Source organism: Yersinia antarctica, from assembly GCF_056636475.1.
In genome coordinates, this window is the sequence record NZ_JBSJQF010000003.1 from 20,480 (window position 1) to 44,697 (window position 24,218).

The following is a 24,218-nucleotide window of genomic DNA, read 5'->3' on the forward strand; positions in this document are numbered from 1 at the left end:
CGCATGATGGTTTGTTGCGTTTCGTTCGGGAATGGGGCGCTTGCTCGACAATTTAATAAATCAATGACATACAGCGTCAGCAACTTCATATAATGCATCCGGGTCAAACTTCTCCGGTTCAACATAACTCACCACACATTCATTACTATTGGTAGCCTTAACACGTAACGTTGTACCAATTGCTTTGTTTTCCAACATAAAGTTACCATCGCCAATAATGGTTCCCAGGAAATTACCTTTTTCATCAAGCACATTAGCCCCTACCGGTAACATTTCACCGTTACTATCACGAATACTTAGCAATAACTGGCGAGTTTCTGTTGCTTCAAAATTACGGGTAACGACAGTGCCACGAGTCATCTTCAAATCGGCACTGGTACTGTTAAGGCGAATATTCAGTGGCAATGTTTTAGTACTTATTTGTGCTTTTGATGCCGTATAAGGCATCACTGATGGCAATAATGCCGTCCCTGCATAATCGGTAATCGATGTTCCACTACTCGGTGACGAAATACGCAAATTAGACTGACTCGGTATATTCACTACTGCAAAAGTATCACCAATTGCTGACGAAGAAGTGGCAAAAGTGCTATTGGCATAAGCCATTGAACCATTAGCAGAAACATACGCTGAGCGGCTATTGTTGGTTGCCTGAGAAACCCCACCCGCCAGTTGTGTATACGCCGAGTTCATATTCACCGCCCCATTAATACGCCGCTGGCTATCACTGCCAGTTATGCCTACCTGGTAACCTTTGTTGTCTCCCCAGCGACCTTGATAGGTGCTGCCTAAGGTCATATTGCCATTATTACGCTGCATCCGACCACTGAGTGAACCGTTACCCAATGGCAAAGTGATACCCACATATAACGCATTTTGTCCCTGCGAAGTGGATTGAAAACTTAGCGTCGTGGTCACCCGGCCAAATTGTTCGCTTGCTGAGAATGTGTGAGAAACACTATCAGCCGCCTGATAATACATATTATTAGACAAAACATAGGAAAAAGCGCCCCAACGAGGATGCGCCCACGTCATCGCTGCCGACGTTGAATTCTTCAGTTTACCGTACTTCAAGTCATTCAGATTATTGCCACTGCTCAGGGCGCTATCCGGCGACCAATAACTCGATGAGTCATATACTGTCGACAATGAAGCGCTCAGATTTCCGTTAATTGCGACCTGATTTTGTAAGGTGAGCTGGTAACCCTGCCCGACATTTTTAGTATTAGAGTAACTTGCCGCTGCCGAAAACCAGGCATTCTCCAGCCCACTATAAAGATTTTGTACATTGATATTTTGATAATCAGGGGAAAGCAGCCCGGCAGAAGTCATACGCAATGCGCTCATCGGGTTAAAAGACATCTCACCCGATGCCAATAGTGGTGACTTGCTCTCACTGTCATTCAGACTATCGCGATAACGGCCTAATCCCAATTGGTAGGTCGTCGCCTGCTGTTCAAAGTTAGGATCCAGCGCATTCGATACGGTAAAATGCTGCTGGGTACCATCTTCTTCAATAACATCAACATCCGTCACCACGCCACTGGAAAAGTTACTGATATTGGATAACGAAAATGGGCCAGGAGGTACAACGGTGCGGTAAATAACTCGTCCGCGCTGGCGAATCTCAATAGTTGCGTTGGTATTGGCAATGCCTTCAATGGGCACCACCAACTGTGTATTATTCAGTTGAGCATTATCGGAATATATCTGGGCACCAGCGATCGGCAAGCCGGAATAGGTGTCACCGACTAAACCAAACTCACCTAACTGCACCACTGATTTCAATGATTCCACTGCGCGTAATGCGTAGGTTTCCTGATTATCATAATGGCCTACCCCTTGATTATAGGTATAGGATCCCCGGTTACGCAGTACCCAGTTATTAAAGTTAATCCCCGGCTGAAACTGTCCTTGGAATAAATTAAGGTTATCGCCATTGCTCTCAATTCGCTGGCCGAACAGATTATAGTTCAATAATAATGCATGACCGCCACTTTGGTAATCACTGCCTTCCATCTCAGGATCAAATGCCTCTTGGGGCAACGTCATTTCAACCCGGAATTGGCCGGGAAATAGTTTTATAGCCACACCAGGCCACAAGGCTTCAATGTCTTCACAACTGTCGCCGCTATCTTTGTGACGTAACTTCAATGCAATTAATAACTTTCTGTCTACACATAAATTCCCTTCACTGTCGAAGGTAGCTTCAATATGATAGGTTTTATTGGCATTCACAATGATAGTGACATCATGTTGACCGGGTAAAAATTTATCTTTATTGCTGAAAAAATCCGCTAATTCCGCCGAATATCCCAAACCTTCCAGTGTTTTTATGTCAAATGCTACCGCGCCCTCTTTTGTTGCGGAGAAAACCGCTACAGGGAAGAGAGACAAGAGGAATGCTGTAAATGAAAACGCAACACAACGCGCAAACACAATGGTGTCCTAAAACAAGGAAAATGAGTGAATTAATAGACAATATTGCTTTATGCAATAAAAAGTACACCAGGCTATTAAAAATCGAAAACAACCTGATGTATAGGATTTTTATGAATTAAATACCAAAAGAAAAATTCATAGTCGCAGAACCATCGATATTGATATTTTCAGTGATGGCCCCGCCCATGGTAGTTGATCCTGCCCATGTCGGTATTACCGTAAAATCGGCACTGAATACTTTACCTGCTTTTGCTGTCGTCGCATTTTCAGACCAACCAAAGCGGACATTATTGGTTAGCACCTCAAAAGCATGTCCGCCCTGCAGTATGTTATTAGCGTCAATAAAATAGAGTAAACTGCTCACGCCATCGACAGTAGCCTTACTCATCGTGGTTTTATAAAAACCCAGTTTTCCGCTGCCATTCACAAAGCCCAAACCGAAATTGCGAATGTCGGTGTTATCACTAACAGAAGCTTTGCGGTTATCAATCGCGTTTAAACTCAGGTACGTCACGCTATCACAAGTGACTGTCCAAGTTTTGGTGATCGACCCCGATGATATTACTGCTGTACCATTTTTTATCCGGCTTGATGGAATCTCACCAAAATCGTAAACACCGCCATCCGGGGCATTGATGGTACAGGTTGGGATACCCAGATTCCCTTTAACCTTCAATTCAGCAGTAGGGGCTGCGGCATGAGCGGCAACGCCTAATAACAAAGAAGATAAAATGGCAGATTTTATTATCAAGCTTTTCATAATCATTAAATACCAAATGAGAAGTTCATTGTCATTGAGCCATCGATTTCTGCATCTTCAGTGATCGGGCCACCCATCGTCGTGGTACCAGCCAAAATCGGGCTAACCGTAATATCAGCAGTAAATACTTTACCGGTGCTCTGGGTGTTAGCAGCAGATGACCAACCGGTACGCAGACCTGTTGTCAGCGGAGCAGTTGTTGCTACAGCAAAGGTTGAGGTCGCGGATGAGAAGACGTTAGATACTTTACCATCGACAGTGGCACTCTTCATTTGTGCAGTATAATAACCGATTTTGCCGGTGTTATTCACGTTACCCATACCGAAGTTAGTTGTTCCCGCAACACTGGCAGATGCAGTGCGGTTATCTACCGGTGTAAAGTTCAGGTAAGTTTCTGCATCACAGCTTATTGTCCAGGTTTTAGTCATCGGCGTCAGAGCCGTAGTCGCAGTACCTGATTTAACTAAAGATGAAGACAGGTTACCAAAATCGTAAACACCTTCATCCGGAGGAGTAATGGTACAGCTTGGCACAGTCAACGTGCCTATTACTTTTAATTCTGCAGTCGGTGCTTCTGCATTGGCAGCATTAATACCAAAAATCAAAGAAGACAGTACAGTGATTTTAGCCAGTTGCTTTTTCATTTAAATAATCCTGATATTATGTTTATCGCGTTGCGATACCCAAACGTTAATAGGCCTGGTGCCTGGGAGTTGAATTCATTTTTATTTGGCTGACCCAGAACAAAAATATGAATTCAGAATTTATGCGTCTATTAAACGTTTTAAGATATTCCTTGTATATAAGACTGCAAGCTGACTTGGTGTAGGAAAGCTCTTACACAACAGTTAATCATGGCGTGACTTTGCCGATTAGATTCTCTTAATCTACATTTAATCGCGAAAAAACGAGAGAATATCTCGAAGAAATGACTTCAAATAAACATAAAAAAAACAATAAAAATCAATTGAATAAATAAAAATATATTTTTTACGACTCCGCCAATTCCCAAACGAAATGCAACAAAGTGACCCACCGGTCAGGTACGGATAAAATAGCCGTATTGACCCTGTCGGAGACCCTGTTGCATGAAGGGAAAACATTTGACTCAGCATGAGCGCTTTTACATCGAAAAACGAAAAGCTGAAGGCGTTAATCAGTCCTGCATTGCCAGAGAGCTCGGCGTCTCTCGCTCTACGCTGAGCCGGGAGCTCAGACGTAATACGGACCCCGCCTTCAACGGACTTTACTCCTCCAGACGCGCTGATGCCTTAGCCAGACAACGGCGGGGCGCCACCTCGGCACACAATGCCTGTGTCCCTCTGGGCCAGCAGACACAAGACTTTCTCCGGCAGGCGCTGGCTGTACATACCTCCCCTGAGGTTATCTGTGGGAGACTGAAAATCCAGTTTGATATCGCCGTCAGCAAAAATACCCTCTACCGCTATATCCGTTCGGACAGACAGGCTGGCGGTAAGCTTTACCTTCAGCTCCCTCACCGGGGTAAACGCTATCGCTATGATACGGGTGAGCCCGGACGCACGCCCATCCCGGACAGGGTTGGCATTGAGCACAGGCCTGCTGAGGCTGAACTCAAACAGGTTCCCGGGCATGTTGAAATCGATACGATTTTTGGCAAAGACCAGAAGTCATTCCTGCTGACGGTCGTGGACAAAGCCACAAAGCAGGTCATTATCCGTAAACTCCCCAATAAGTGCGCTGAGAGCGTCGTGGAAGCGTTCAGGGACATCGTGGCGAATACTTTCTGCGAGTTTAAAACCCTGACGGCAGATAACGGACCCGAGTTTGCGAAACATAAGGACATCACTCAGGTAACGGGCGCAAAGGTTTACTTTGCCCGGCCTTATCATTCCTGGGAGCGGGGGTTGAATGAGCATACCAACGGTCTGATACGGCGGTTTTATCCGAAAGGAACCGATTTTAATGGCGTCAGCGATGAAGATATTGCGAGACTGGAGCACATCCTCAACACTCGGGGGCGCAAATCTCTGGAATACAGCTCACCGAATGAGGTATTTTTAGAGTATCTACTCGCTGCATAACGCATGATGGTTTGTTGCGTTTCGTTCGGGAATGGGGCCTTGATAAAAAAAAGCGTATTGAAAAAAAGATAGCTCAAAAAAAGATAAAAGAGGCAAGGAAGCGTAGCAAAAAACAGCGTTCACGTTGAGGCTCCTAGATTTTAAATTCGTTTTAGTGTTAGCTACGTCCGCTATTGGCACAAAGCAGACAGTCAAGTCAGGAAGCTTTGGTTCCGCCTTTATAATCCAGAGGGAGCGAGAGCTACAGAATGCGACATTTGCGCTTCGTTGGGGCGCTGATTAACAACAAACCATGATCAGCTCAATGCCTCAAATATCATGTCCATCGAAAACCCCTTGTACTGGAGGTAGCGGATCTGTTTGTTTTTCTCTTTGGCTTCTGACGGCACCTCATCACCGAATTTACTGACTTTCAGCTCCCTTGCCATGGCATACCAGTCCACATCAACTTTCTCCAACGCCTGCTCGACCAATTCCTGAGGAAAACCCTTTTGCCTGATTTCCTGTTTGATTCTGGTCGGGCCATGTTTCTTTCGAACATGTTTTTCAATCAGATGCGTTATCAGGCGGTTATCATCCAGATAACCGCACTCAACCAGACGCGACAACGCCCTGTCGATATCCTCTCTATTTTCCGTAAGATTACCCAGAACCCGCGTCAATTCACCGGATGCGTAATCCCGCTTTGCCAACAGAGACACCGCGTAGTCATACAGTTCCTGTGCTGTCATGAGGCACCTACGTTGTAATGGAGCCCATCTTTTCCTACCGATAACCCTTTGATTTTATCTACCATCAACGGCCAGAGTGCGGTTTTACGTTTGTGTTGTTCGTGGAGCGCATTGAGGTAGGTGAGTGTCCCTGGGAGTTGTTCGCTCTCTTCCAGTCCTTCCCCATAATCGATGGCTTTTTTCATGTCCGAGGCGGCATAGCTGTAATATTTGCTTTTTGATTGCTGAATGTTTTCCTCCACCAAAAAACGCCGCAACAGTGTAGCCGTAAGCGCATAGCCGTGTTTATACAGGTTGCTGGATAATATCCGTAAAAATGAATGTGTGATATAAGCCAGCGAGTCGGCGAAGTTGGCTTTGGGCGTGGAGATAATGGCGGTGTCGATTAAATCATATCGTTCGATGTCTGACGCAAAACAAATATACGGCGCTAACCCAATATCCTTTGCTATGTTCAGGAATACGGGGCTGTGATCGACACCTTTCTCACCGGCTTTTATGTACAGGTGATAAAAACGTGTATCACACTCAAAAGTGAATGCTGTAATACAGTGGGCTTTGGCCTCCTCTTTTCTCCCGTCTTCAATCAGGGCTTGAATAAATAATTCATTCCATATGATATTATCTGTGATCTCCCCGTCGTCATTCTGCTGATTTTTTAGTACGGCAAGCGCTTCATCGGCCCGCAGGTCTTCCATAAGTAATCTGGCATAATCAAAATAGTGGGTGGTGTGGCAAAAATCATCGTTTTTAAACGCCATCGTCATAAAATCGAGGTCTTTTATTATCACACTGAGACCCAAGGCTTCTCGGGGGCGTTTTTTTTGATAATACATATCACGGATGACACGTAAAATATCCGTACCGAGTAACGTGCGGTATTTTTTAAAGATTTCAATTCCAAAATAGAGTTCTCTTTCAAAAACAGTAAATATTTTTTTAGCAATAAATACAGGATCGTTGTTTTTTTGTGCTTCCAGTGATTTCATCCACGCATCCAACAGAAGGGTGTAGTAGCCCATCCAGCTTCCGCTGGAAGTGTCCACGTTTCCGGTGAATTTTTCGAACTCAAGCATCATTTTTATGCTCAGACTTTCCGCTTGCTCGGGAAGCTCGTGGGCGATACCGACAAGAGGGTTCGCTATACTGCGTGCCAGCTCGTCAAAAAAGGCATCGGCATCATAGTAATCATAAAAACGTTTGCTTTTGGCGCGTCGGGCATACTCCTTCTCGACGGCTTTGAGTACCTCCGCTGCTGATAACAGATATCCATTCACCAGTGTGTCCCTGGCCTGTTTATTATCCTGTATCAGGTCATGAATGATATTGAGTAGCACGTCATGACCCATCTCTGAAAGTTGTGTCGTTTGTTTTTTTGTTAACGATGCCATGAAACGCCTCCTAGGGCAGTCTGTATGAAACACCAGAGCGAATTATTTTCCCCTTCAGGTTATAAAATCATTCCGGCCTTTATTCTGTAAATGGTTTGCCGCGTCGTACTGAACTGACGGGCAACAGCACTGATGCTGTCTCCGGCTTTCAGACGAATGATCACCGCCTGCTGTTGTTCTTCATTCAATGCAGGTGGACGCCCGAAGCGTTTTCCTGCCGCCTTTGCCCTGGCAATACCAGAATGAGTGCGTTCAAGAAGCAAGTCACGTTCGAATTCGGCCACCGCCGAAATCACCTGCATGGTCATTTTCCCTGCCGGGCTGGTAAGATCAACACCACCCAGCGCCAGGCAGTGAACCCGAATATCGGACTTTGCCAGCCGTTCCACTGTCTTTCGTACGTCCATCGCATTACGTCCCAGACGGTCCAGTTTGGTCACAATCAGCACATCGCCATTTTCCATGCGGTCAAGCAGCTTGGCAAACCCGGGACGCTCGCTGGCTACCACCGAACCGCTGATTTGCTCCTCAATCAGTCTCTGGGGCCTGACGGCAAAACCGGCGGCTTCAATTTCTCGGCGCTGGTTTTCAGTAGTCTGCTCCAGGGTAGATACGCGACAGTAAGCAAAAACGCGTGACATAGTTTAATTTTCCGTACTAAATGGATGTACGAATCATAGCGCATGTACGAAACTAAATTCACTAAGTTTTGTACAGGGCTGCGGACCAGTGTACTAAAACGGTCGATTTCGGACGGAGAAACGCTACAGCGTTGGTACTCGGGTAGCTACCAACACCTCATTGACTAAAAAACAGTCTTAGCGTAGGATATTTTCCCTTTTCCAAGCGGACCCCGAATACAGCTCACCGAATGAGGTATTTTTAGAGTATCTACTCGCTGCATAACGCATGATGGTTTGTTGCGTTTCGTTCGGGAATGGGGCCCTCAACACTCGGGGGCGCAAATCTCTGGAATACAGCTCACCGAATGAGGTATTTTTAGAGTATCTACTCGCTGCATAACGCATGATGGTTTGTTGCGTTTCGTTCGGGAATGGGGCGTTTAGTTATTGCCCCAGTATTTCTGGCTAATCTGACAATATTGTCATCTTTCTGACAGTTATTTTGATAGGTAATGAGTGTAAAAAAGACGTCGTCATTAACCTTGGGGAATTAAAAATGAAAAAATATTTATCTGCACTGACTCTGGCAGTAATGCTTGCCGCTCCTGCTGCGGTAATGGCCGCTGGGAAAAACCTGTTAAGTGCCCACATATTAAATCAACAAACTGGCAAACCAGCTCAGGGCGTTGAAGTGACACTCGAACAAAAGCAACATGATGGCTGGAAGATGCTGAACACAGCTACTACCGATGCTGATGGCCGTATTAAAGCACTGTATCCAGAGCAAACTCCAGTAATGGGTGATTACCGTGTGGTGTTCAAAACGGCAAAATATTTTGCCGACCAAAAACAGAAAAGTTTTTTCCCAGAAATCCCAGTAGAGTTCAGTATTAGCTCAACAGAGGAGCATTATCATATTCCTCTGTTGCTCAGCCAATATGGTTATTCAACCTATCGCGGTAGCTGATCGGCTCTGTCGAAAATATAAGGCTCTGTCGCATTAGCGTAGAGAAGTTAGCAAAAGTGGCGCTGCCGGTTTTTTAGGCAGCTAACAAATAGAATTGTTCCGCGGGTGACAATCCGTCTCCAGCTGGATGATGAAGCTGCCCTTTGCCCCATTCCCGAACGAAACGCAACAAACCATCATGCGTTATGCAGCGAGTAGATACTCTAAAAATACCTCATTCGGTGAGCTGTATTCCAGAGATTTGCGCCCCCGAGTGTTGAGGATGTGCTCCAGTCTCGCAATATCTTCATCGCTGACGCCATTAAAATCGGTTCCTTTCGGATAAAACCGCCGTATCAGACCGTTGGTATGCTCATTCAACCCCCGCTCCCAGGAATGATAAGGCCGGGCAAAGTAAACCTTTGCGCCCGTTACCTGAGTGATGTCCTTATGTTTCGCAAACTCGGGTCCGTTATCTGCCGTCAGGGTTTTAAACTCGCAGAAAGTATTCGCCACGATGTCCCTGAACGCTTCCACGACGCTCTCAGCGCACTTATTGGGGAGTTTACGGATAATGACCTGCTTTGTGGCTTTGTCCACGACCGTCAGCAGGAATGACTTCTGGTCTTTGCCAAAAATCGTATCGATTTCAACATGCCCGGGAACCTGTTTGAGTTCAGCCTCAGCAGGCCTGTGCTCAATGCCAACCCTGTCCGGGATGGGCGTGCGTCCGGGCTCACCCGTATCATAGCGATAGCGTTTACCCCGGTGAGGGAGCTGAAGGTAAAGCTTACCGCCAGCCTGTCTGTCCGAACGGATATAGCGGTAGAGGGTATTTTTGCTGACGGCGATATCAAACTGGATTTTCAGTCTCCCACAGATAACCTCAGGGGAGGTATGTACAGCCAGCGCCTGCCGGAGAAAGTCTTGTGTCTGCTGGCCCAGAGGGACACAGGCATTGTGTGCCGAGGTGGCGCCCCGCCGTTGTCTGGCTAAGGCATCAGCGCGTCTGGAGGAGTAAAGTCCGTTGAAGGCGGGGTCCGTATTACGTCTGAGCTCCCGGCTCAGGGTAGAGCGAGAGACATCCAGTTCTCTGACAATGCAGGACTGATTAACGCCTTCAGCTTTTCGTTTTTCGATGTAAAAGCGCTCATGCTGAGTCAAATGTTTTCCCTTCATGCAACAGGGTCTCCGACAGGGTCAATACGGCTATTTTATCCGTACCTGACCGGTGGGTCACTTTGTTGCATTTCGTTTGGGAATTGGCGAATACATCGGAGTGCTCTCATGATTTAGGATCTAATTATTCTTAGGGTGCGGAAGTAAGTCTCTCGATCTCTTGAGCTATTGCATAAGACTGCATCGAATTAAGCTCAACCATAGTTCTACGGAAATTAGCTCCCCCCCCGGTTAACTCTTTAAAACGACGGGCAGAGATAGCTTTAAAGCCAGTCTTAAAGTCTTTAAGTGACTTGGCATACTTATCATCAGCAACGCCATAGTGTTCGCTTTTCACCAGCTCACCATCCACAACCCCAGAAGCAATGATGCCAACACCGCTCTGATACAGATAAACCGTATCGCCTTTAGAAAGCTGGCTGATGTACTCCTTCCAGCCTTTGCAAAAGGCTGCGGCCTCTTGGTTTTTCAGCATATCGAAATGTGTTTCTTCATCGTTGTTGTAGTTCGTGTTTAGCATGAAGGTTTTTCTATCCATGAAACTCGCAGCGTTGTCCTCACGCTGATCTACAAACTGCTCTTTCATTTCATCGCTAATCAGAGAGTGCTCTTTTAGCAGCTCATTTGCAGCAGCTATTCCGGCTTTTATAAACTCGCTGATAAGTGAACTCTTGGAGCGATCAAGACTTAAAGATAGTTCGTCTAACTCATTGTTTAAAACTGTTGGAAGACGGATCGATATAGGGGCTGAAACGCTATCATCAACCTGATTAAAAAGGCTATTTTTTAAAAATTCTTTCCTGACTGACATTGTGTTAACCTCAATATAAGCACTACAAAATGTAGTCAAATAAATGTAATACATATTGTATTGCACGTCAACTGTTATAGTAAGGAGACGACAGATACACAGTCGAAAAACAGTCGTGATGCCATCATGGGAATTTAGCGGCAATCCCACCGCCAATTCCCAAACGAAATGCAACAAAGTGACCCACCGGTCAGGTACGGATAAAATAGCCGTATTGACCCTGTCGGAGACCCTGTTGCATGAAGGGAAAACATTTGACTCAGCATGAGCGCTTTTACATCGAAAAACGAAAAGCTGAAGGCGTTAATCAGTCCTGCATTGCCAGAGAGCTCGGCGTCTCTCGCTCTACGCTGAGCCGGGAGCTCAGACGTAATACGGACCCCGCCTTCAACGGACTTTACTCCTCCAGACGCGCTGATGCCTTAGCCAGACAACGGCGGGGCGCCACCTCGGCACACAATGCCTGTGTCCCTCTGGGCCAGCAGACACAAGACTTTCTCCGGCAGGCGCTGGCTGTACATACCTCCCCTGAGGTTATCTGTGGGAGACTGAAAATCCAGTTTGATATCGCCGTCAGCAAAAATACCCTCTACCGCTATATCCGTTCGGACAGACAGGCTGGCGGTAAGCTTTACCTTCAGCTCCCTCACCGGGGTAAACGCTATCGCTATGATACGGGTGAGCCCGGACGCACGCCCATCCCGGACAGGGTTGGCATTGAGCACAGGCCTGCTGAGGCTGAACTCAAACAGGTTCCCGGGCATGTTGAAATCGATACGATTTTTGGCAAAGACCAGAAGTCATTCCTGCTGACGGTCGTGGACAAAGCCACAAAGCAGGTCATTATCCGTAAACTCCCCAATAAGTGCGCTGAGAGCGTCGTGGAAGCGTTCAGGGACATCGTGGCGAATACTTTCTGCGAGTTTAAAACCCTGACGGCAGATAACGGACCCGAGTTTGCGAAACATAAGGACATCACTCAGGTAACGGGCGCAAAGGTTTACTTTGCCCGGCCTTATCATTCCTGGGAGCGGGGGTTGAATGAGCATACCAACGGTCTGATACGGCGGTTTTATCCGAAAGGAACCGATTTTAATGGCGTCAGCGATGAAGATATTGCGAGACTGGAGCACATCCTCAACACTCGGGGGCGCAAATCTCTGGAATACAGCTCACCGAATGAGGTATTTTTAGAGTATCTACTCGCTGCATAACGCATGATGGTTTGTTGCGTTTCGTTCGGGAATGGGGCTATTACTTTCACAAAACACCGCGTGATATTAGTTGTTGGTGAGTAAGAAAAATTCACTATACATCCCTTAACCTATACTACGCGGCGTTGAAATTATCCGTCACTATTTATAAAATAATTTTTCTATTCCATAGTGAATCAACTCTCACCTTGAATTGGATTGGTATTAAAGGTATAGACCACAATTTTCCATTGGCCTTCTTGCTTTTCCAACACAAAAATCTCCCTGTTTTTATCAAGTATTTTTGAACCATCCTTAAGTACAGTTACTGCTGCACCAAGGTGGTGGTGTGTTCTGATATAAGCCATGTCACCATTAACATAAACACTATCGTAACCAAATTCTGTAACAAATTTTTCGTTTTTAAATAGATCAGCATATTGCTGGCGACGTTTTTCCGTTGTATCAGCCGTCACCTTGTCATTCCATTGAGAATAGCTTTTGTCGCCATACAGGGAAAGAATGGTCTCAACATCACCACTATTAAGGGCATCCTGGTAGCGGTTAACTACATCATAAACTGCTTTTTGCTGAGCTGCGACGGCACCATCACTGGAGAAGGTATATCCTTCTTTTGCCATATTATTTTCAGCGGCATAACTTGGGGTAAACAATACTGGCGCAATAATTAATGTAGTAAGCAATAACTTCTTCATTTAATACTCCTTGTTATAGATAATATAATTCTTCCGTACTATTTTTGGCTATCATCTTTAAATTCGATAGAAACATGATAGCCATCATAGAAATGTTTTTTCTGTTAGTTGCCACAGCAGCACAGGTGATATTCAAGGGTTTAAACGGTATTTTGCTGCATAACACCCTATTTACCGAGAAAACTGCCCCATTCCCGAACGAAACGCAACAAACCATCATGCGTTATGCAGCGAGTAGATACTCTAAAAATACCTCATTCGGTGAGCTGTATTCCAGAGATTTGCGCCCCCGAGTGTTGAGGATGTGCTCCAGTCTCGCAATATCTTCATCGCTGACGCCATTAAAATCGGTTCCTTTCGGATAAAACCGCCGTATCAGACCGTTGGTATGCTCATTCAACCCCCGCTCCCAGGAATGATAAGGCCGGGCAAAGTAAACCTTTGCGCCCGTTACCTGAGTGATGTCCTTATGTTTCGCAAACTCGGGTCCGTTATCTGCCGTCAGGGTTTTAAACTCGCAGAAAGTATTCGCCACGATGTCCCTGAACGCTTCCACGACGCTCTCAGCGCACTTATTGGGGAGTTTACGGATAATGACCTGCTTTGTGGCTTTGTCCACGACCGTCAGCAGGAATGACTTCTGGTCTTTGCCAAAAATCGTATCGATTTCAACATGCCCGGGAACCTGTTTGAGTTCAGCCTCAGCAGGCCTGTGCTCAATGCCAACCCTGTCCGGGATGGGCGTGCGCCCGAGCTTACCAGTATCATAGCCCCATTCCCGAACGAAACGCAACAAACCATCATGCGTTATGCAGCGAGTAGATACTCTAAAAATACCTCATTCGGTGAGCTGTATTCCAGAGATTTGCGCCCCCGAGTGTTGAGGATGTGCTCCAGTCTCGCAATATCTTCATCGCTGACGCCATTAAAATCGGTTCCTTTCGGATAAAACCGCCGTATCAGACCGTTGGTATGCTCATTCAACCCCCGCTCCCAGGAATGATAAGGCCGGGCAAAGTAAACCTTTGCGCCCGTTACCTGAGTGATGTCCTTATGTTTCGCAAACTCGGGTCCGTTATCTGCCGTCAGGGTTTTAAACTCACAGAAAGTATTCGCCACGATGTCCCTGAACGCTTCCACGACGCTCTCAGCGCACTTATTGGGGAGTTTACGGATAATGACCTGCTTTGTGGCTTTGTCCACGACCGTCAGCAGGAATGACTTCTGGTCTTTGCCAAAAATCGTATCGATTTCAACATGCCCGGGAACCTGTTTGAGTTCAGCCTCAGCAGGCCTGTGCTCAATGCCAACCCTGTCCGGGATGGGCGTGCGTCCGGGCTCACCCGTATCATAGCGATAGCGTTTACCCCGGTGAGGGAGCTGAAGGTAAAGCTTACCGCCAGCCTGTCTGTCCGAACGGATATAGCGGTAGAGGGTATTTTTGCTGACGGCGATATCAAACTGGATTTTCAGTCTCCCAGAGATAACCTCAGGGGAGGTATGTACAGCCAGCGCCTGCCGGAGAAAGTCTTGTGTCTGCTGGCCCAGAGGGACACAGGCATTGTGTGCCGAGGTGGCGCCCCGCCGTTGTCTGGCTAAGGCATCAGCGCGTCTGGAGGAGTAAAGTCCGTTGAAAGCGGGGTCCGTATTACGCCTGAGCTCCCGGCTCAGGGTAGAGCGAGAGACATCCAGTTCTCTGGCAATGCAGGACTGATTAACGCCTTCAGCTTTTCGTTTTTCGATGTAAAAGCGCTCATGCTGAGTCAAATGTTTTCCCTTCATGCAACAGGGTCTCCGACAGGGTCAATACGGCTATTTTATCCGTACCTGACCGGTGGGTCACTTTGTTGCATTTCGTTTGGGAATTGGCGGCTGATGCCTTAGCCAGACAACGGCGGGGCGCCACCTCGGCACACAATGCCTGTGTCCCTCTGTAGTGGCATAGTGAATTTGGCCACCTGACCAGAGGTGTTATTCTTGCCTCAATAACTTTACAGGTGATCCATGACCAAATATTTCACGGCTGAATTCAAACTCGAAGCGGCAAAGCTGGTTGTTGACCAGAAATACTCTCATTCGGAGGCCGCTAAAGCCATGAATGTCAGTCTTTCCGCCCTTAGCCGATGGGTGGGTAAGCTCAGATTGGAACGTCAGGGTAAAACCCCCGTTGGGCTTCCACTGACGCCTGAACAAATAGAACTTCGGGAAATGAAGAAAAGGATTCAACGTCTTGAAATGGAGAACGAAATTCTAAAAAAGGCCACCGCTCTCTTGATGTCGGACTCGTTGAACAGTTCGCGATAGTCGATAAATTGAGAGCGCTTTATTCGGTAAAAGCACTGTGTAAGGCTTTTGATGTTCAGCGTAGCAGCTATCGGTACTGGCATAACAGAGAACGCGTCCCAGATGTCGAGCGCACCATTAAACGCAGCCTGGTTAACGAAGTCTGGCATGCTAGCGGCGGGTCAGCCGGTGCCCGAAATATCGCCATAATGGTGACGAATAAGGGCGTAAAACTGGGGCGTTGGCTTGCCGGAAAATTGATGGCAGAGCTGAACATGACAAGTTGCCAGCGTCCCACACACAAATATAAACGGGGTGGGCAGGAGCATGTTGATATATCGAATCTATTGGAGCGGCAGTTTGCAGTAACCCAACCGAATGAGGTTTGGTGTGGCGATGTGACCTATATCTGGACAGGTAAGCGCTGGGCTTATCTGGCTGTGGTGTTGGATCTGTTTGCCCGCAAGCCCATAGGCTGGGCGATGTCGTTTTCACCTGACTCAGCGCTAACGGGTAAAGCGTTACAGATGGCATGGGAACTCAGGGGACGCCCAGGCGGAGTGATGTTCCACAGCGATCAGGGCAGTCATTACACCAGTAAAAAATACCGTCAGTTGCTGTGGCGTTACCGGATAAAACAGAGCCTAAGCCGGCGTGGGAACTGTTGGGACAACGCGCCAATGGAGCGATTTTTCAGAAGTCTGAAATCCGAATGGGTACCGACGACAGGTTACCAGAGCTTCGGGGAGGGCAGAAATGCAATCACCCGATATATAACGGGTTACTACAGCGAACTTCGCCCGCACTGGTACAACGGAGGCTTAACGCCCAATGAATCCGAACGGCTGTTCTATGAACAGTCTACTACCGTGGCCAATTTTAGTTGACCACTACACTCTGGGCCAGCAGACACAAGACTTTCTCCGGCAGGCGCTGGCTGTACATACCTCCCCTGAGGTTATCTCTGGGAGACTGAAAATCCAGTTTGATATCGCCGTCAGCAAAAATACCCTCTACCGCTATATCCGTTCGGACAGACAGGCTGGCGGTAAGCTTTACCTTCAGCTCCCTCACCGGGGTAAACGCTATCGCTATGATACGGGTGAGCCCGGACGCACGCCCATCCCGGACAGGGTTGGCATTGAGCACAGGCCTGCTGAGGCTGAACTCAAACAGGTTCCCGGGCATGTTGAAATCGATACGATTTTTGGCAAAGACCAGAAGTCATTCCTGCTGACGGTCGTGGACAAAGCCACAAAGCAGGTCATTATCCGTAAACTCCCCAATAAGTGCGCTGAGAGCGTCGTGGAAGCGTTCAGGGACATCGTGGCGAATACTTTCTGCGAGTTTAAAACCCTGACGGCAGATAACGGACCCGAGTTTGCGAAACATAAGGACATCACTCAGGTAACGGGCGCAAAGGTTTACTTTGCCCAGCCTTATCATTCCTGGGAGCGGGGGTTGAATGAGCATACCAACGGTCTGATACGGCGGTTTTATCCGAAAGGAACCGATTTTAATGGCGTCAGCGATGAAGATATTGCGAGACTGGAGCACATCCTCAACACTCGGGGGCGCAAATCTCTGGAATACAGCTCACCGAATGAGGTATTTTTAGAGTATCTACTCGCTGCATAACGCATGATGGTTTGTTGCGTTTCGTTCGGGAATGGGGCCAATTCTGCATGGAGCCAATTTTGAAGGTGCTATTTTGGATGGAGCTACCTTTGTTCATTCAGCCTATAAAAAAGCTAAAAAACTGAAGCTATCTGAACACCAGTTACTAGAAATAGAAAAAGCAGAGCTGGAAGCTAAAGAAACTGGTCTCGCAAACCGATTAGCACGGAAAGCTATAGATGATAAAACCGTAAACAACAATCCGATTGCTCACAAACAATAATGAAAATATGAGTAATTACACCTTTACTCAAATACACACATATCCTTTTCAAGAACACCGATCGGGTGCATAAATTTTTTATGTGCCAGATCGGTGTTGGCCAAGCAAAGCGCGGCAGTGATTTATCACCCGATTAGAGCCTTAGCCTTTGCTCTGATCTCAGCAAGTTCTCCAGGCAATACAGTGCCTTTTTTTGTTACTTTTCGCGCTCTCCAGTCAACACAGGTAACTTGATCGGCAAGAGCAACACTTTCGCGGCTACTCGACAGTTCTACCTCAAATGGATAGCCTTTAGCTTTAGTGGTACACGGAACGCAAAGCAGCAACCCTACGGGATTATTGTAAGAAAAAGGGCTAAGGACGACGGCAGGGCGATGGCCTCCCTGTTCATGACCTTCTACAGGGTCAAAATCCAGCCAGATCAGATCCCCGGAGTTTGGTACGTAACGTGAAACCATTTAGATCAATTCCTTTCCAACTGGCGAACCAAAATCTATTTTTCCGTGAACGTTATCTGGTGTGATACCTGATAACAGTACATCCAGTGAATACTCTTTAGATTTCAATGGAACTAAAACAATTTGGCCAGCTTCATCAATTTTCAAATCGAGTTTATCTTCGACATTAAGTGCTGCTGCTTGCATTACGCTGGCTGGTATCCTGATCGATGGGCTATTACCCCATTTTTTTAGCGTTACTGTTGTCATTAACATTTCCCCCTCACATTTGTAGATACATTGTAGAGGATAAACAATGTATCTACAACCCCCCCCCCCTTCCTGGCAGACCAGGGTTTTAGCGAACTTTTAGCGATGAAGTAGGTAAGGGCGAAAAGTGCCTTTTCGCTGTAGTGCATTCAGTCGACTCCCTGCCTCCGGGCAAAGACCGGAGGTGCTACTTAAAGTTTGTTGGGGAGCATCGCGACCATGCCGAACCGGCGCGGCCGTCTGGCCGCTGCAAGGGCGGTCATTATCGGTTTTCCCCGTTATCCACAGAACTTATCCAGCGAATAAGTAGATCTTTAATGAAATTAAGTAGGTCGAACGCCAATTCCCAAACGAAATGCAACAAAGTGACCCACCGGTCAGGTACGGATAAAATAGCCGTATTGACCCTGTCGGAGACCCTGTTGCATGAAGGGAAAACATTTGACTCAGCATGAGCGCTTTTACATCGAAAAACGAAAAGCTGAAGGCGTTAATCAGTCCTGCATTGCCAGAGAACTGGATGTCTCTCGCTCTACCCTGAGCCGGGAGCTCAGACGTAATACGGACCCCGCCTTCAACGGACTTTACTCCTCCAGACGCGCTGATGCCTTAGCCAGACAACGGCGGGGCGCCACCTCGGCACACAATGCCTGTTTCCCTCTGGGCCAGCAGACACAAGACTTTCTCCGGCAGGCGCTGGCTGTACATACCTCCCCTGAGGTTATCTGTGGGAGACTGAAAATCCAGTTTGATATCGCCGTCAGCAAAAATACCCTCTACCGCTATATCCGTTCGGACAGACAGGCTGGCGGTAAGCTTTACCTTCAGCTCCCTCACCGGGGTAAACGCTATCGCTATGATACGGGTGAGCCCGGACGCACGCCCATCCCGGACAGGGTTGGCATTGAGCACAGGCCTGCTGAGGCTGAACTCAAACAGGTTCCCGGGCATGTTGAAATCGATACGATTTTTGGCAAAGACCAGAAGTCATTCCTGCTGACGGTCGTGGACAAAGCCACAAAGCAGGTCATTATCCGTAAACTCCCCAATAAGTGCGCTGAGAGCGTCGTGGAAGCGTTCAGGGACATCGTGGCGAATACTTTCTGCGAGTTTAAAACCCTGACGGCAGATAACGGACCCGAGTTTGCGAAACATAAGGACATCACTCAGGTAACGGGCGCAAAGGTTTACTTTGCCCGGCCTTATCATTCCTGGGAGCGGGGGTTGAATGAGCATACCAACGGTCTGATACGGCGGTTTTATCCGAAAGGAACCGATTTTAATGGCGTCAGCGATGAAGATATTGCGAGACTGGAGCACATCCTCAACACTCGGGGGCGCAAATCTCTGGAATACAGCTCACCGAATGAGGTATTTTTAGAGTATCTACTCGCTGCATAACGCATGATGGTTTGTTGCGTTTCGTTCGGGAATGGGGCCTTGACTGTTTCTATAATCAAAATGATGAGTAAAAACACATGGCGTTGCTTTCAACTAAATATGCGATGTGGAATCTATGAATGTTCATTTTTATGTTAATCCAAATGGATTGTACGCCCGCTTGAAAGCAATAACGATTAGGCTGCATCGGTTCCAGAATGATAGCGCGATAGCTTGTGGATCATATCAAGTCCGCTATCTCAAAATATGAAATTCCAAAATTTTCTTATACATATCAAGGTGGCAACTGTGAGCAAGGTTATTAACATCTACTATACCGGCAATACATTTTTGATGACATCAATCTCTGCCGGCGTACGCCTAGCTCTTTGGGGCGTTTTGGCACTCACCGTGACTAGCGTCGTCCGACCCGTCCAAGCTGCTCCGGGAACCTGGACCGGCGGTACCTCTACTGATTGGTCAACGGCCAGCAACTGGGATGTCAATGCGGTCCCTGGTACAACGGATCGCGCCACCATTAATAGCACTGGCCCAACGGCACCTGTTATTAATGGCCAGGCGATTAGCGTCGGCTCATTTTATATCGGAGCCTCCGGTACCGGTTCTTTACTGATCGGCAACGGCGGTACGCTAACAACGCCCAGTAGTAGTAGCACTTATGTAGGATTACTGGGTGTGGATGCCGGTGATACTGGCACGCTAACGGTAACTGGAGCCGGCTCTCAGTTAAACTATGCTGCGGCTATGTCTATTGGTCAACGCGGTATGGGGACGATGAATATTTTAGACGGCGGGTATTTGAGTAACCTTACTAATTTTAGTATTGGTTCCGGTGTTGGGGCAGTAGGTTCGGTGCTGGTTTCCGGTGTTGGCTCGACTCTCGCGACGTCGGGTTTCAGTACCTCACTCGAGGTGGGTCGCCAAGGAACAGGTTATCTGACCATTGAAAATGGTGGTGTAGTGAATGCGGGGGGTAACGTTACAAGTATTGGTTATCAGATAGGGCTGGGCAATGGAACCGTATTGGTCACCGGGGCCGGTTCCGCGCTTAACAACGCGAACTATTTACAAATCGGTGAGGCGGCTACTGGGGTGCTAACCGTGGCTGATGGCGCAGTTGTAACCAGTGGGGTTGGTGTCATCGCTGACTATGGCAGCGCGAATGGCACTGTCACTATAACCGGTGTCAACTCGGCCTGGACCAATACCAACACCATCGACGTTGGTCGAGCTGGGGTAGGGGTATTAAACATCCTCAGTGGCGGCACGGCTCGTGACAATGCAGCTAACATAGGCACGCAGTTCGGTGCTAACGGCACTGCCACGGTTTCGGGCACCGGTTCACAATGGAATACCAGCAGTTTACTGGCGGTTGGCGCTGCGGGTAACGGTACACTCAATGTGTTTGACGGTGGGGTGGTTAATAGCGCCAATGGCACTGTTGGTCAGAACGTTGGCAGCAATGGCTCTGCGCGGGTGTCAGGGGCGAACGCCTTATGGGCCAATACCGGTGTCCTCAGCGTGGCAAATGGTGGCTCCGGTGCTATCACTGTGGCTGACAGTGGCACTATTACGACGCCGTCGGTCAATCTGGCTACACTGGCTAACTCAACGGGTACTGTAAATATCGGTAATGGTGGCCAGTCAGGTAGCTTGGCTACCGGCTCCATAACCGGTGGTTTAGGCAATGCCACTGTGAACTTCAATCACACCGATGATATCGATTTCGTCCCTCTATTGACCGGGAGCGTGGCCGTTAATCAAATTAACAGCGGGACGACCCGTTTAGTCACCGCCAATAATTATACCGGTGCGACCAATGTGAACGTCGGAACACTACAAGCCAGCGGTACCGGAACGTTCAGTGCCGTGTCGGATTATACGGTAGGCGCAGCAGGAACGCTGGACATGGCGGGCTATGATCAGACGCTGGCCAGCTTGAACAATGCAGGTGTGGTGATGTTTAACGGTGTCCCCGGTACGGTCCTGACCGTAAACGGAAATTATACCGGCAACAATGGTGTGCTGAGTTTTAATTCGGTGCTGAATGATGATACCTCTGCGACTGATAAACTGGTGGTACAAGGGAATACTTCGGGTACAACTCTGGTGAGTGTGACCAATGCCGGTGGCAGCGGTGCCGCTACCCTGAACGGTATTGAACTGGTCGAAGTCAACGGTCTTTCTGACGGTATATTCACTAAAAATGGCCGTATCGTCTCGGGGGCTTATGACTACTCGCTGACCCGCGGGACGGGCAGCAATGCAGGTAACTGGTATCTGACCAGTGAATATGTCGCCCCCGCGCCAGAACCAGAACCAGAACCCACTCCCCCCACTCCCCCCACGCCCCCAACCCCTGAACCCTCGGTCACGGCTATACGCCCAGAGGCCAGCGGTTATGCGACCAACCTGGCTGCGGCCAATACGATGTTTGTTACCCGCTTGCATGACCGGTTGGGTGAGACCCAATACATCGATGTGCTGACCGGTGAACAGAAAGTCACCAGCTTGTGGTTGCGGAATGAGGGTGGCCATAACCGCTCCAGAGATAACTCAGGTCAGTTGAGCACGCAGGCAAACCGTTACGTGATGCAACTCGGGGGAGATATCGCCCAATGGAGCAGCAACAATATCAACCGTTTGCATCTGGGGGTTATGGCGGGCTACGCCAACAGTAAAAGCCGAACCAACTCGAGTTTGACCGGCTATAGCAGTAATGCTTCTATCGACGGCTACAGTACTGGCATTTACGGCACCTGGTATGCCAATCAGGCCGATAAATCGGGTTTCTACGTAGACAGTTGGCTGCAATACAGCTGGTTCAACAATACCGTTAATGGGCAGAGCTTGCATGCTGAAGACTATAAATCCAAGGGGTTCACCGCTTCTGTTGAAAGCGGCTACACTTTCAAATTGGGTGAAAGTCAAACCAAGAATGCCACTTACTTTATCCAGCCCCAGGCACAACTCACCTGGATGGGAGTGAAAGCCGATGACCACACTGAAATCAACGGTACTCATGTCTCCGGTGAGGGTAACGGTAATATCCAGACTCGCTTGGGCGTGAAAGCTTTTATGAATGGTTATAGTGAACAGGATAGAGGCAAGGACCGCGTATTCCAGCCGTTTGTTGAAGCTAACTGGATCCACAATAGCAAAGACTTTGGCGTTACTCTGGATAATGTGGCGGTAAAACAGGACGGTGCTGCCAATATCGGTGAATTGAAGCTCGGTGTAGAAGGCCAAATCAGCAAGCAGTTCAATCTGTGGGGTAATATTGGCCAGCAGGTCGGTAACAAAGGGTATAGTGATACGGCGGTGATGCTAGGAGTGAAATATAACTTCTAAGGCTGATGCATTTACTGTTCCTGACTTGGCAGAAGGATCCCCCGGCGTAGTAACGCCGGGGAAAAAGCAGTAAGTTTCAGTTCAGGAAATCTTCACGGGTTTTGTCGCATTAAGCGGCTGATGAGTTAACATGCTGTTTATTTATGATGTTATCTGACTATGCCTCTCATCCGAAAAGCCTTCAAACGACTGCATTACCCCGTGGATATCATCGCGCAATGTGTTCGCTGGTATCTGGCTTATGCCCTGAGCCTACGTAACCTAGAAGAGATGATGGCGGAGCGCGGCGTTGTCGTCGACCATTCCACCTTGTATCGCTGGATTATAACGCCAATTCCCAAACGAAATGCAACAAAGTGACCCACCGGTCAGGTACGGATAAAATAGCCGTATTGACCCTGTCGGAGACCCTGTTGCATGAAGGGAAAACATTTGACTCAGCATGAGCGCTTTTACATCGAAAAACGAAAAGCTGAAGGCGTTAATCAGTCCTGCATTGCCAGAGAGCTCGGCGTCTCTCGCTCTACGCTGAGCCGGGAGCTCAGACGTAATACGGACCCCGCCTTCAACGGACTTTACTCCTCCAGACGCGCTGATGCCTTAGCCAGACAACGGCGGGGCGCCACCTCGGCACACAATGCCTGTTTCCCTCTGGGCCAGCAGACACAAGACTTTCTCCGGCAGGCGCTGGCTGTACATACCTCCCCTGAGGTTATCTCTGGGAGACTGAAAATCCAGTTTGATATCGCCGTCAGCAAAAATACCCTCTACCGCTATATCCGTTCGGACAGACAGGCTGGCGGTAAGCTTTACCTTCAGCTCCCTCACCGGGGTAAACGCTATCGCTATGATACGGGTGAGCCCGGACGCACGCCCATCCCGGACAGGGTTGGCATTGAGCACAGGCCTGCTGAGGCTGAACTCAAACAGGTTCCCGGGCATGTTGAAATCGATACGATTTTTGGCAAAGACCAGAAGTCATTCCTGCTGACGGTCGTGGACAAAGCCACAAAGCAGGTCATTATCCGTAAACTCCCCAATAAGTGCGCTGAGAGCGTCGTGGAAGCGTTCAGGGACATCGTGGCGAATACTTTCTGCGAGTTTAAAACCCTGACGGCAGATAACGGACCCGAGTTTGCGAAACATAAGGACATCACTCAGGTAACGGGCGCAAAGGTTTACTTTGCCCGGCCTTATCATTCCTGGGAGCGGGGGTTGAATGAGCATACCAACGGTCTGATACGGCGGTTTTACCCGAAAGGAACCGATTTTAATGGCGTCAGCGATGAAGATATTGCGAGACTGGAGCACATCCTCAACACTCGGGGGCGCAAATCTCTGGAATACAGCTCACCGAATGAGGTATTTTTAGAGTATCTACTCGCTGCATAACGCATGATGGTTTGTTGCGTTTCGTTCGGGAATGGGGCCTACACATTTCGTTTGGGAATTGGCGGGGGAATTGATCGTTGCTTCACTACGTGGTAATTTACCTGCGTTTACAAGTATTCATACGGGTGGGACGTTCCCGGTAATAGCGTCTAGGGAAAGGGTGATAGGCAAAAGCCACACCCTGAATGCAAAAACCCCCTGAAATCCTGACGAACTTGGCGGAACGAGGGATATTCAGGGGGTCGAAAGCAGGCGCGGCGCCTGAAAAGGATTATAGCAAATGCATAACCTAAAACAACCCCTCTTCCTCGCCATAAGCGCGGGCGGGC

Annotated in this window: 22 protein-coding genes and 1 pseudogene; 10 read left to right on the top strand and 13 right to left on the bottom strand. The window is 48.2% G+C overall.

Annotated elements, in window-relative coordinates; genetic code table 11:
- Positions 1–60: 60 nt before the first annotated feature.
- The 3 genes from ACWJJO_RS23125 to ACWJJO_RS23135 all read right to left on the bottom strand — a co-directional run bounded on the left by ACWJJO_RS23125 (position 61) and on the right by ACWJJO_RS23135 (position 3,846).
- On the bottom strand, positions 61–2,439 hold the full coding sequence (locus tag ACWJJO_RS23125; protein WP_481091624.1) for a fimbria/pilus outer membrane usher protein: 2,379 nt from the start codon (positions 2,437–2,439) through the stop codon (positions 61–63).
- Between the two features lie 118 nt (positions 2,440–2,557).
- Positions 2,558–3,208, bottom strand: coding sequence for a DUF1120 domain-containing protein (locus ACWJJO_RS23130; protein ID WP_481091625.1), 651 nt, complete (start codon positions 3,206–3,208; stop codon positions 2,558–2,560).
- A complete protein-coding gene (locus tag ACWJJO_RS23135; protein ID WP_481091626.1) occupies positions 3,208–3,846 on the bottom strand; it encodes a DUF1120 domain-containing protein in 639 nt (212 codons plus the stop codon). Before ACWJJO_RS23135 ends, ACWJJO_RS23130 begins: the two co-directional genes overlap by 1 nt.
- Positions 3,847–4,290: 444 nt before the next feature.
- Here ACWJJO_RS23135 and ACWJJO_RS23140 point away from each other — a divergent pair, with 444 nt between their 5' ends.
- Complete coding sequence (locus ACWJJO_RS23140) at positions 4,291–5,265, top strand: IS30 family transposase (protein ID WP_481090692.1); 975 nt, start codon at positions 4,291–4,293, stop codon at positions 5,263–5,265.
- 296 nt (positions 5,266–5,561) lie between these two features.
- On the opposite strand, the gene ACWJJO_RS23145 is transcribed toward ACWJJO_RS23140, so the two are convergent.
- Genes ACWJJO_RS23145 through ACWJJO_RS23155 form a run of 3 tightly spaced genes read right to left on the bottom strand, consistent with a single transcriptional unit; the run spans position 5,562 to position 8,028 of the window.
- Positions 5,562–5,996, bottom strand: coding sequence for a regulatory protein RecX (locus ACWJJO_RS23145; protein WP_481091654.1), 435 nt, complete (start codon positions 5,994–5,996; stop codon positions 5,562–5,564).
- On the bottom strand, positions 5,993–7,387 hold the full coding sequence (locus ACWJJO_RS23150; RefSeq protein ID WP_481091655.1) for a DUF6880 family protein: 1,395 nt from the start codon (positions 7,385–7,387) through the stop codon (positions 5,993–5,995). The genes ACWJJO_RS23145 and ACWJJO_RS23150 overlap by 4 nt, the downstream gene beginning before the upstream one ends.
- A 59-nt stretch (positions 7,388–7,446) precedes the next feature.
- Entirely contained in the window at positions 7,447–8,028 is a 582-nt protein-coding gene (locus ACWJJO_RS23155; protein WP_481091656.1) for a recombinase family protein, read from the bottom strand.
- Between the two features lie 538 nt (positions 8,029–8,566).
- Between ACWJJO_RS23155 and hiuH the strand changes: the two genes are divergently transcribed.
- The gene (gene hiuH / locus ACWJJO_RS23160) at positions 8,567–8,977 is read left to right on the top strand and encodes a hydroxyisourate hydrolase (protein WP_481091657.1); all 411 of its coding nucleotides are present in this window, start codon (positions 8,567–8,569) and stop codon (positions 8,975–8,977) included.
- Positions 8,978–9,160: 183 nt separating this feature from the next.
- On the opposite strand, the gene ACWJJO_RS23165 is transcribed toward hiuH, so the two are convergent.
- Positions 9,161–10,135 (bottom strand): IS30 family transposase, encoded by a 975-nt coding sequence (locus tag ACWJJO_RS23165; protein ID WP_481091658.1) that lies wholly within the window; start codon positions 10,133–10,135, stop codon positions 9,161–9,163.
- Between the two features lie 130 nt (positions 10,136–10,265).
- A complete protein-coding gene (locus tag ACWJJO_RS23170) occupies positions 10,266–10,946 on the bottom strand; it encodes a ribbon-helix-helix domain-containing protein (protein WP_023316389.1) in 681 nt (226 codons plus the stop codon).
- A 239-nt stretch (positions 10,947–11,185) separates the two neighbouring features.
- Between ACWJJO_RS23170 and ACWJJO_RS23175 the strand changes: the two genes are divergently transcribed.
- Positions 11,186–12,160, top strand: a complete 975-nt coding sequence (locus ACWJJO_RS23175) for an IS30 family transposase (protein ID WP_481090692.1) — start codon at positions 11,186–11,188, stop codon at positions 12,158–12,160.
- A gap of 176 nt (positions 12,161–12,336) precedes the next feature.
- Here the strand turns inward: ACWJJO_RS23175 and ACWJJO_RS23180 are convergent, their stop codons facing one another.
- The 3 genes from ACWJJO_RS23180 to ACWJJO_RS23190 all read right to left on the bottom strand — a co-directional run bounded on the left by ACWJJO_RS23180 (position 12,337) and on the right by ACWJJO_RS23190 (position 14,637).
- On the bottom strand, positions 12,337–12,855 hold the full coding sequence (locus ACWJJO_RS23180; RefSeq protein WP_481091659.1) for a YybH family protein: 519 nt from the start codon (positions 12,853–12,855) through the stop codon (positions 12,337–12,339).
- Positions 12,856–13,078: 223 nt separating this feature from the next.
- Positions 13,079–13,651, bottom strand: a complete 573-nt coding sequence (locus ACWJJO_RS23185) for an IS30 family transposase (protein WP_481091660.1) — start codon at positions 13,649–13,651, stop codon at positions 13,079–13,081.
- An 11-nt stretch (positions 13,652–13,662) separates the two neighbouring features.
- On the bottom strand, positions 13,663–14,637 hold the full coding sequence (locus ACWJJO_RS23190) for an IS30 family transposase (protein ID WP_481090918.1): 975 nt from the start codon (positions 14,635–14,637) through the stop codon (positions 13,663–13,665).
- Positions 14,638–14,859: 222 nt separating this feature from the next.
- Between ACWJJO_RS23190 and ACWJJO_RS23195 the strand changes: the two genes are divergently transcribed.
- The 3 genes from ACWJJO_RS23195 to ACWJJO_RS23205 all read left to right on the top strand — a co-directional run bounded on the left by ACWJJO_RS23195 (position 14,860) and on the right by ACWJJO_RS23205 (position 17,038).
- Positions 14,860–16,025 (top strand): IS3 family transposase gene (locus tag ACWJJO_RS23195; RefSeq protein ID WP_481090614.1). Its coding sequence is split into 2 segments (ribosomal slippage): positions 14,860–15,115 and positions 15,115–16,025, totalling 1,167 coding nucleotides; the frame shifts between segments, so codons are not numbered across the junction.
- Entirely contained in the window at positions 15,991–16,776 is a 786-nt protein-coding gene (locus ACWJJO_RS23200) for an IS30 family transposase (protein ID WP_481091661.1), read from the top strand. The genes ACWJJO_RS23195 and ACWJJO_RS23200 overlap by 35 nt, the downstream gene beginning before the upstream one ends.
- 31 nt (positions 16,777–16,807) lie before the next feature.
- Complete coding sequence (locus tag ACWJJO_RS23205; protein WP_481091662.1) at positions 16,808–17,038, top strand: hypothetical protein; 231 nt, start codon at positions 16,808–16,810, stop codon at positions 17,036–17,038.
- A 125-nt stretch (positions 17,039–17,163) separates the two neighbouring features.
- Here ACWJJO_RS23205 and mazF read toward each other — a convergent pair whose 3' ends face one another.
- Together mazF and ACWJJO_RS23215 are read right to left on the bottom strand one after the other, a co-directional pair.
- Entirely contained in the window at positions 17,164–17,496 is a 333-nt protein-coding gene (gene mazF, locus ACWJJO_RS23210) for an endoribonuclease MazF (RefSeq protein WP_427199894.1), read from the bottom strand.
- Positions 17,497–17,745, bottom strand: coding sequence for an AbrB/MazE/SpoVT family DNA-binding domain-containing protein (locus tag ACWJJO_RS23215; RefSeq protein ID WP_041691825.1), 249 nt, complete (start codon positions 17,743–17,745; stop codon positions 17,497–17,499).
- Between the two features lie 426 nt (positions 17,746–18,171).
- Here ACWJJO_RS23215 and ACWJJO_RS23220 point away from each other — a divergent pair, with 426 nt between their 5' ends.
- The 4 genes and pseudogenes from ACWJJO_RS23220 to ACWJJO_RS23235 all read left to right on the top strand — a co-directional run bounded on the left by ACWJJO_RS23220 (position 18,172) and on the right by ACWJJO_RS23235 (position 23,889).
- Positions 18,172–19,146, top strand: coding sequence for an IS30 family transposase (locus tag ACWJJO_RS23220; protein ID WP_481090514.1), 975 nt, complete (start codon positions 18,172–18,174; stop codon positions 19,144–19,146).
- A 288-nt stretch (positions 19,147–19,434) separates the two neighbouring features.
- Positions 19,435–22,497, top strand: a complete 3,063-nt coding sequence (locus ACWJJO_RS23225; protein ID WP_481091663.1) for an autotransporter outer membrane beta-barrel domain-containing protein — start codon at positions 19,435–19,437, stop codon at positions 22,495–22,497.
- 159 nt (positions 22,498–22,656) lie between these two features.
- Positions 22,657–22,836, top strand: a pseudogene (locus ACWJJO_RS23230) (IS6 family transposase); the annotation flags it as partial.
- 78 nt (positions 22,837–22,914) lie between these two features.
- Entirely contained in the window at positions 22,915–23,889 is a 975-nt protein-coding gene (locus ACWJJO_RS23235; protein ID WP_481090518.1) for an IS30 family transposase, read from the top strand.
- Positions 23,890–24,218: the final 329 nt, after the last annotated feature.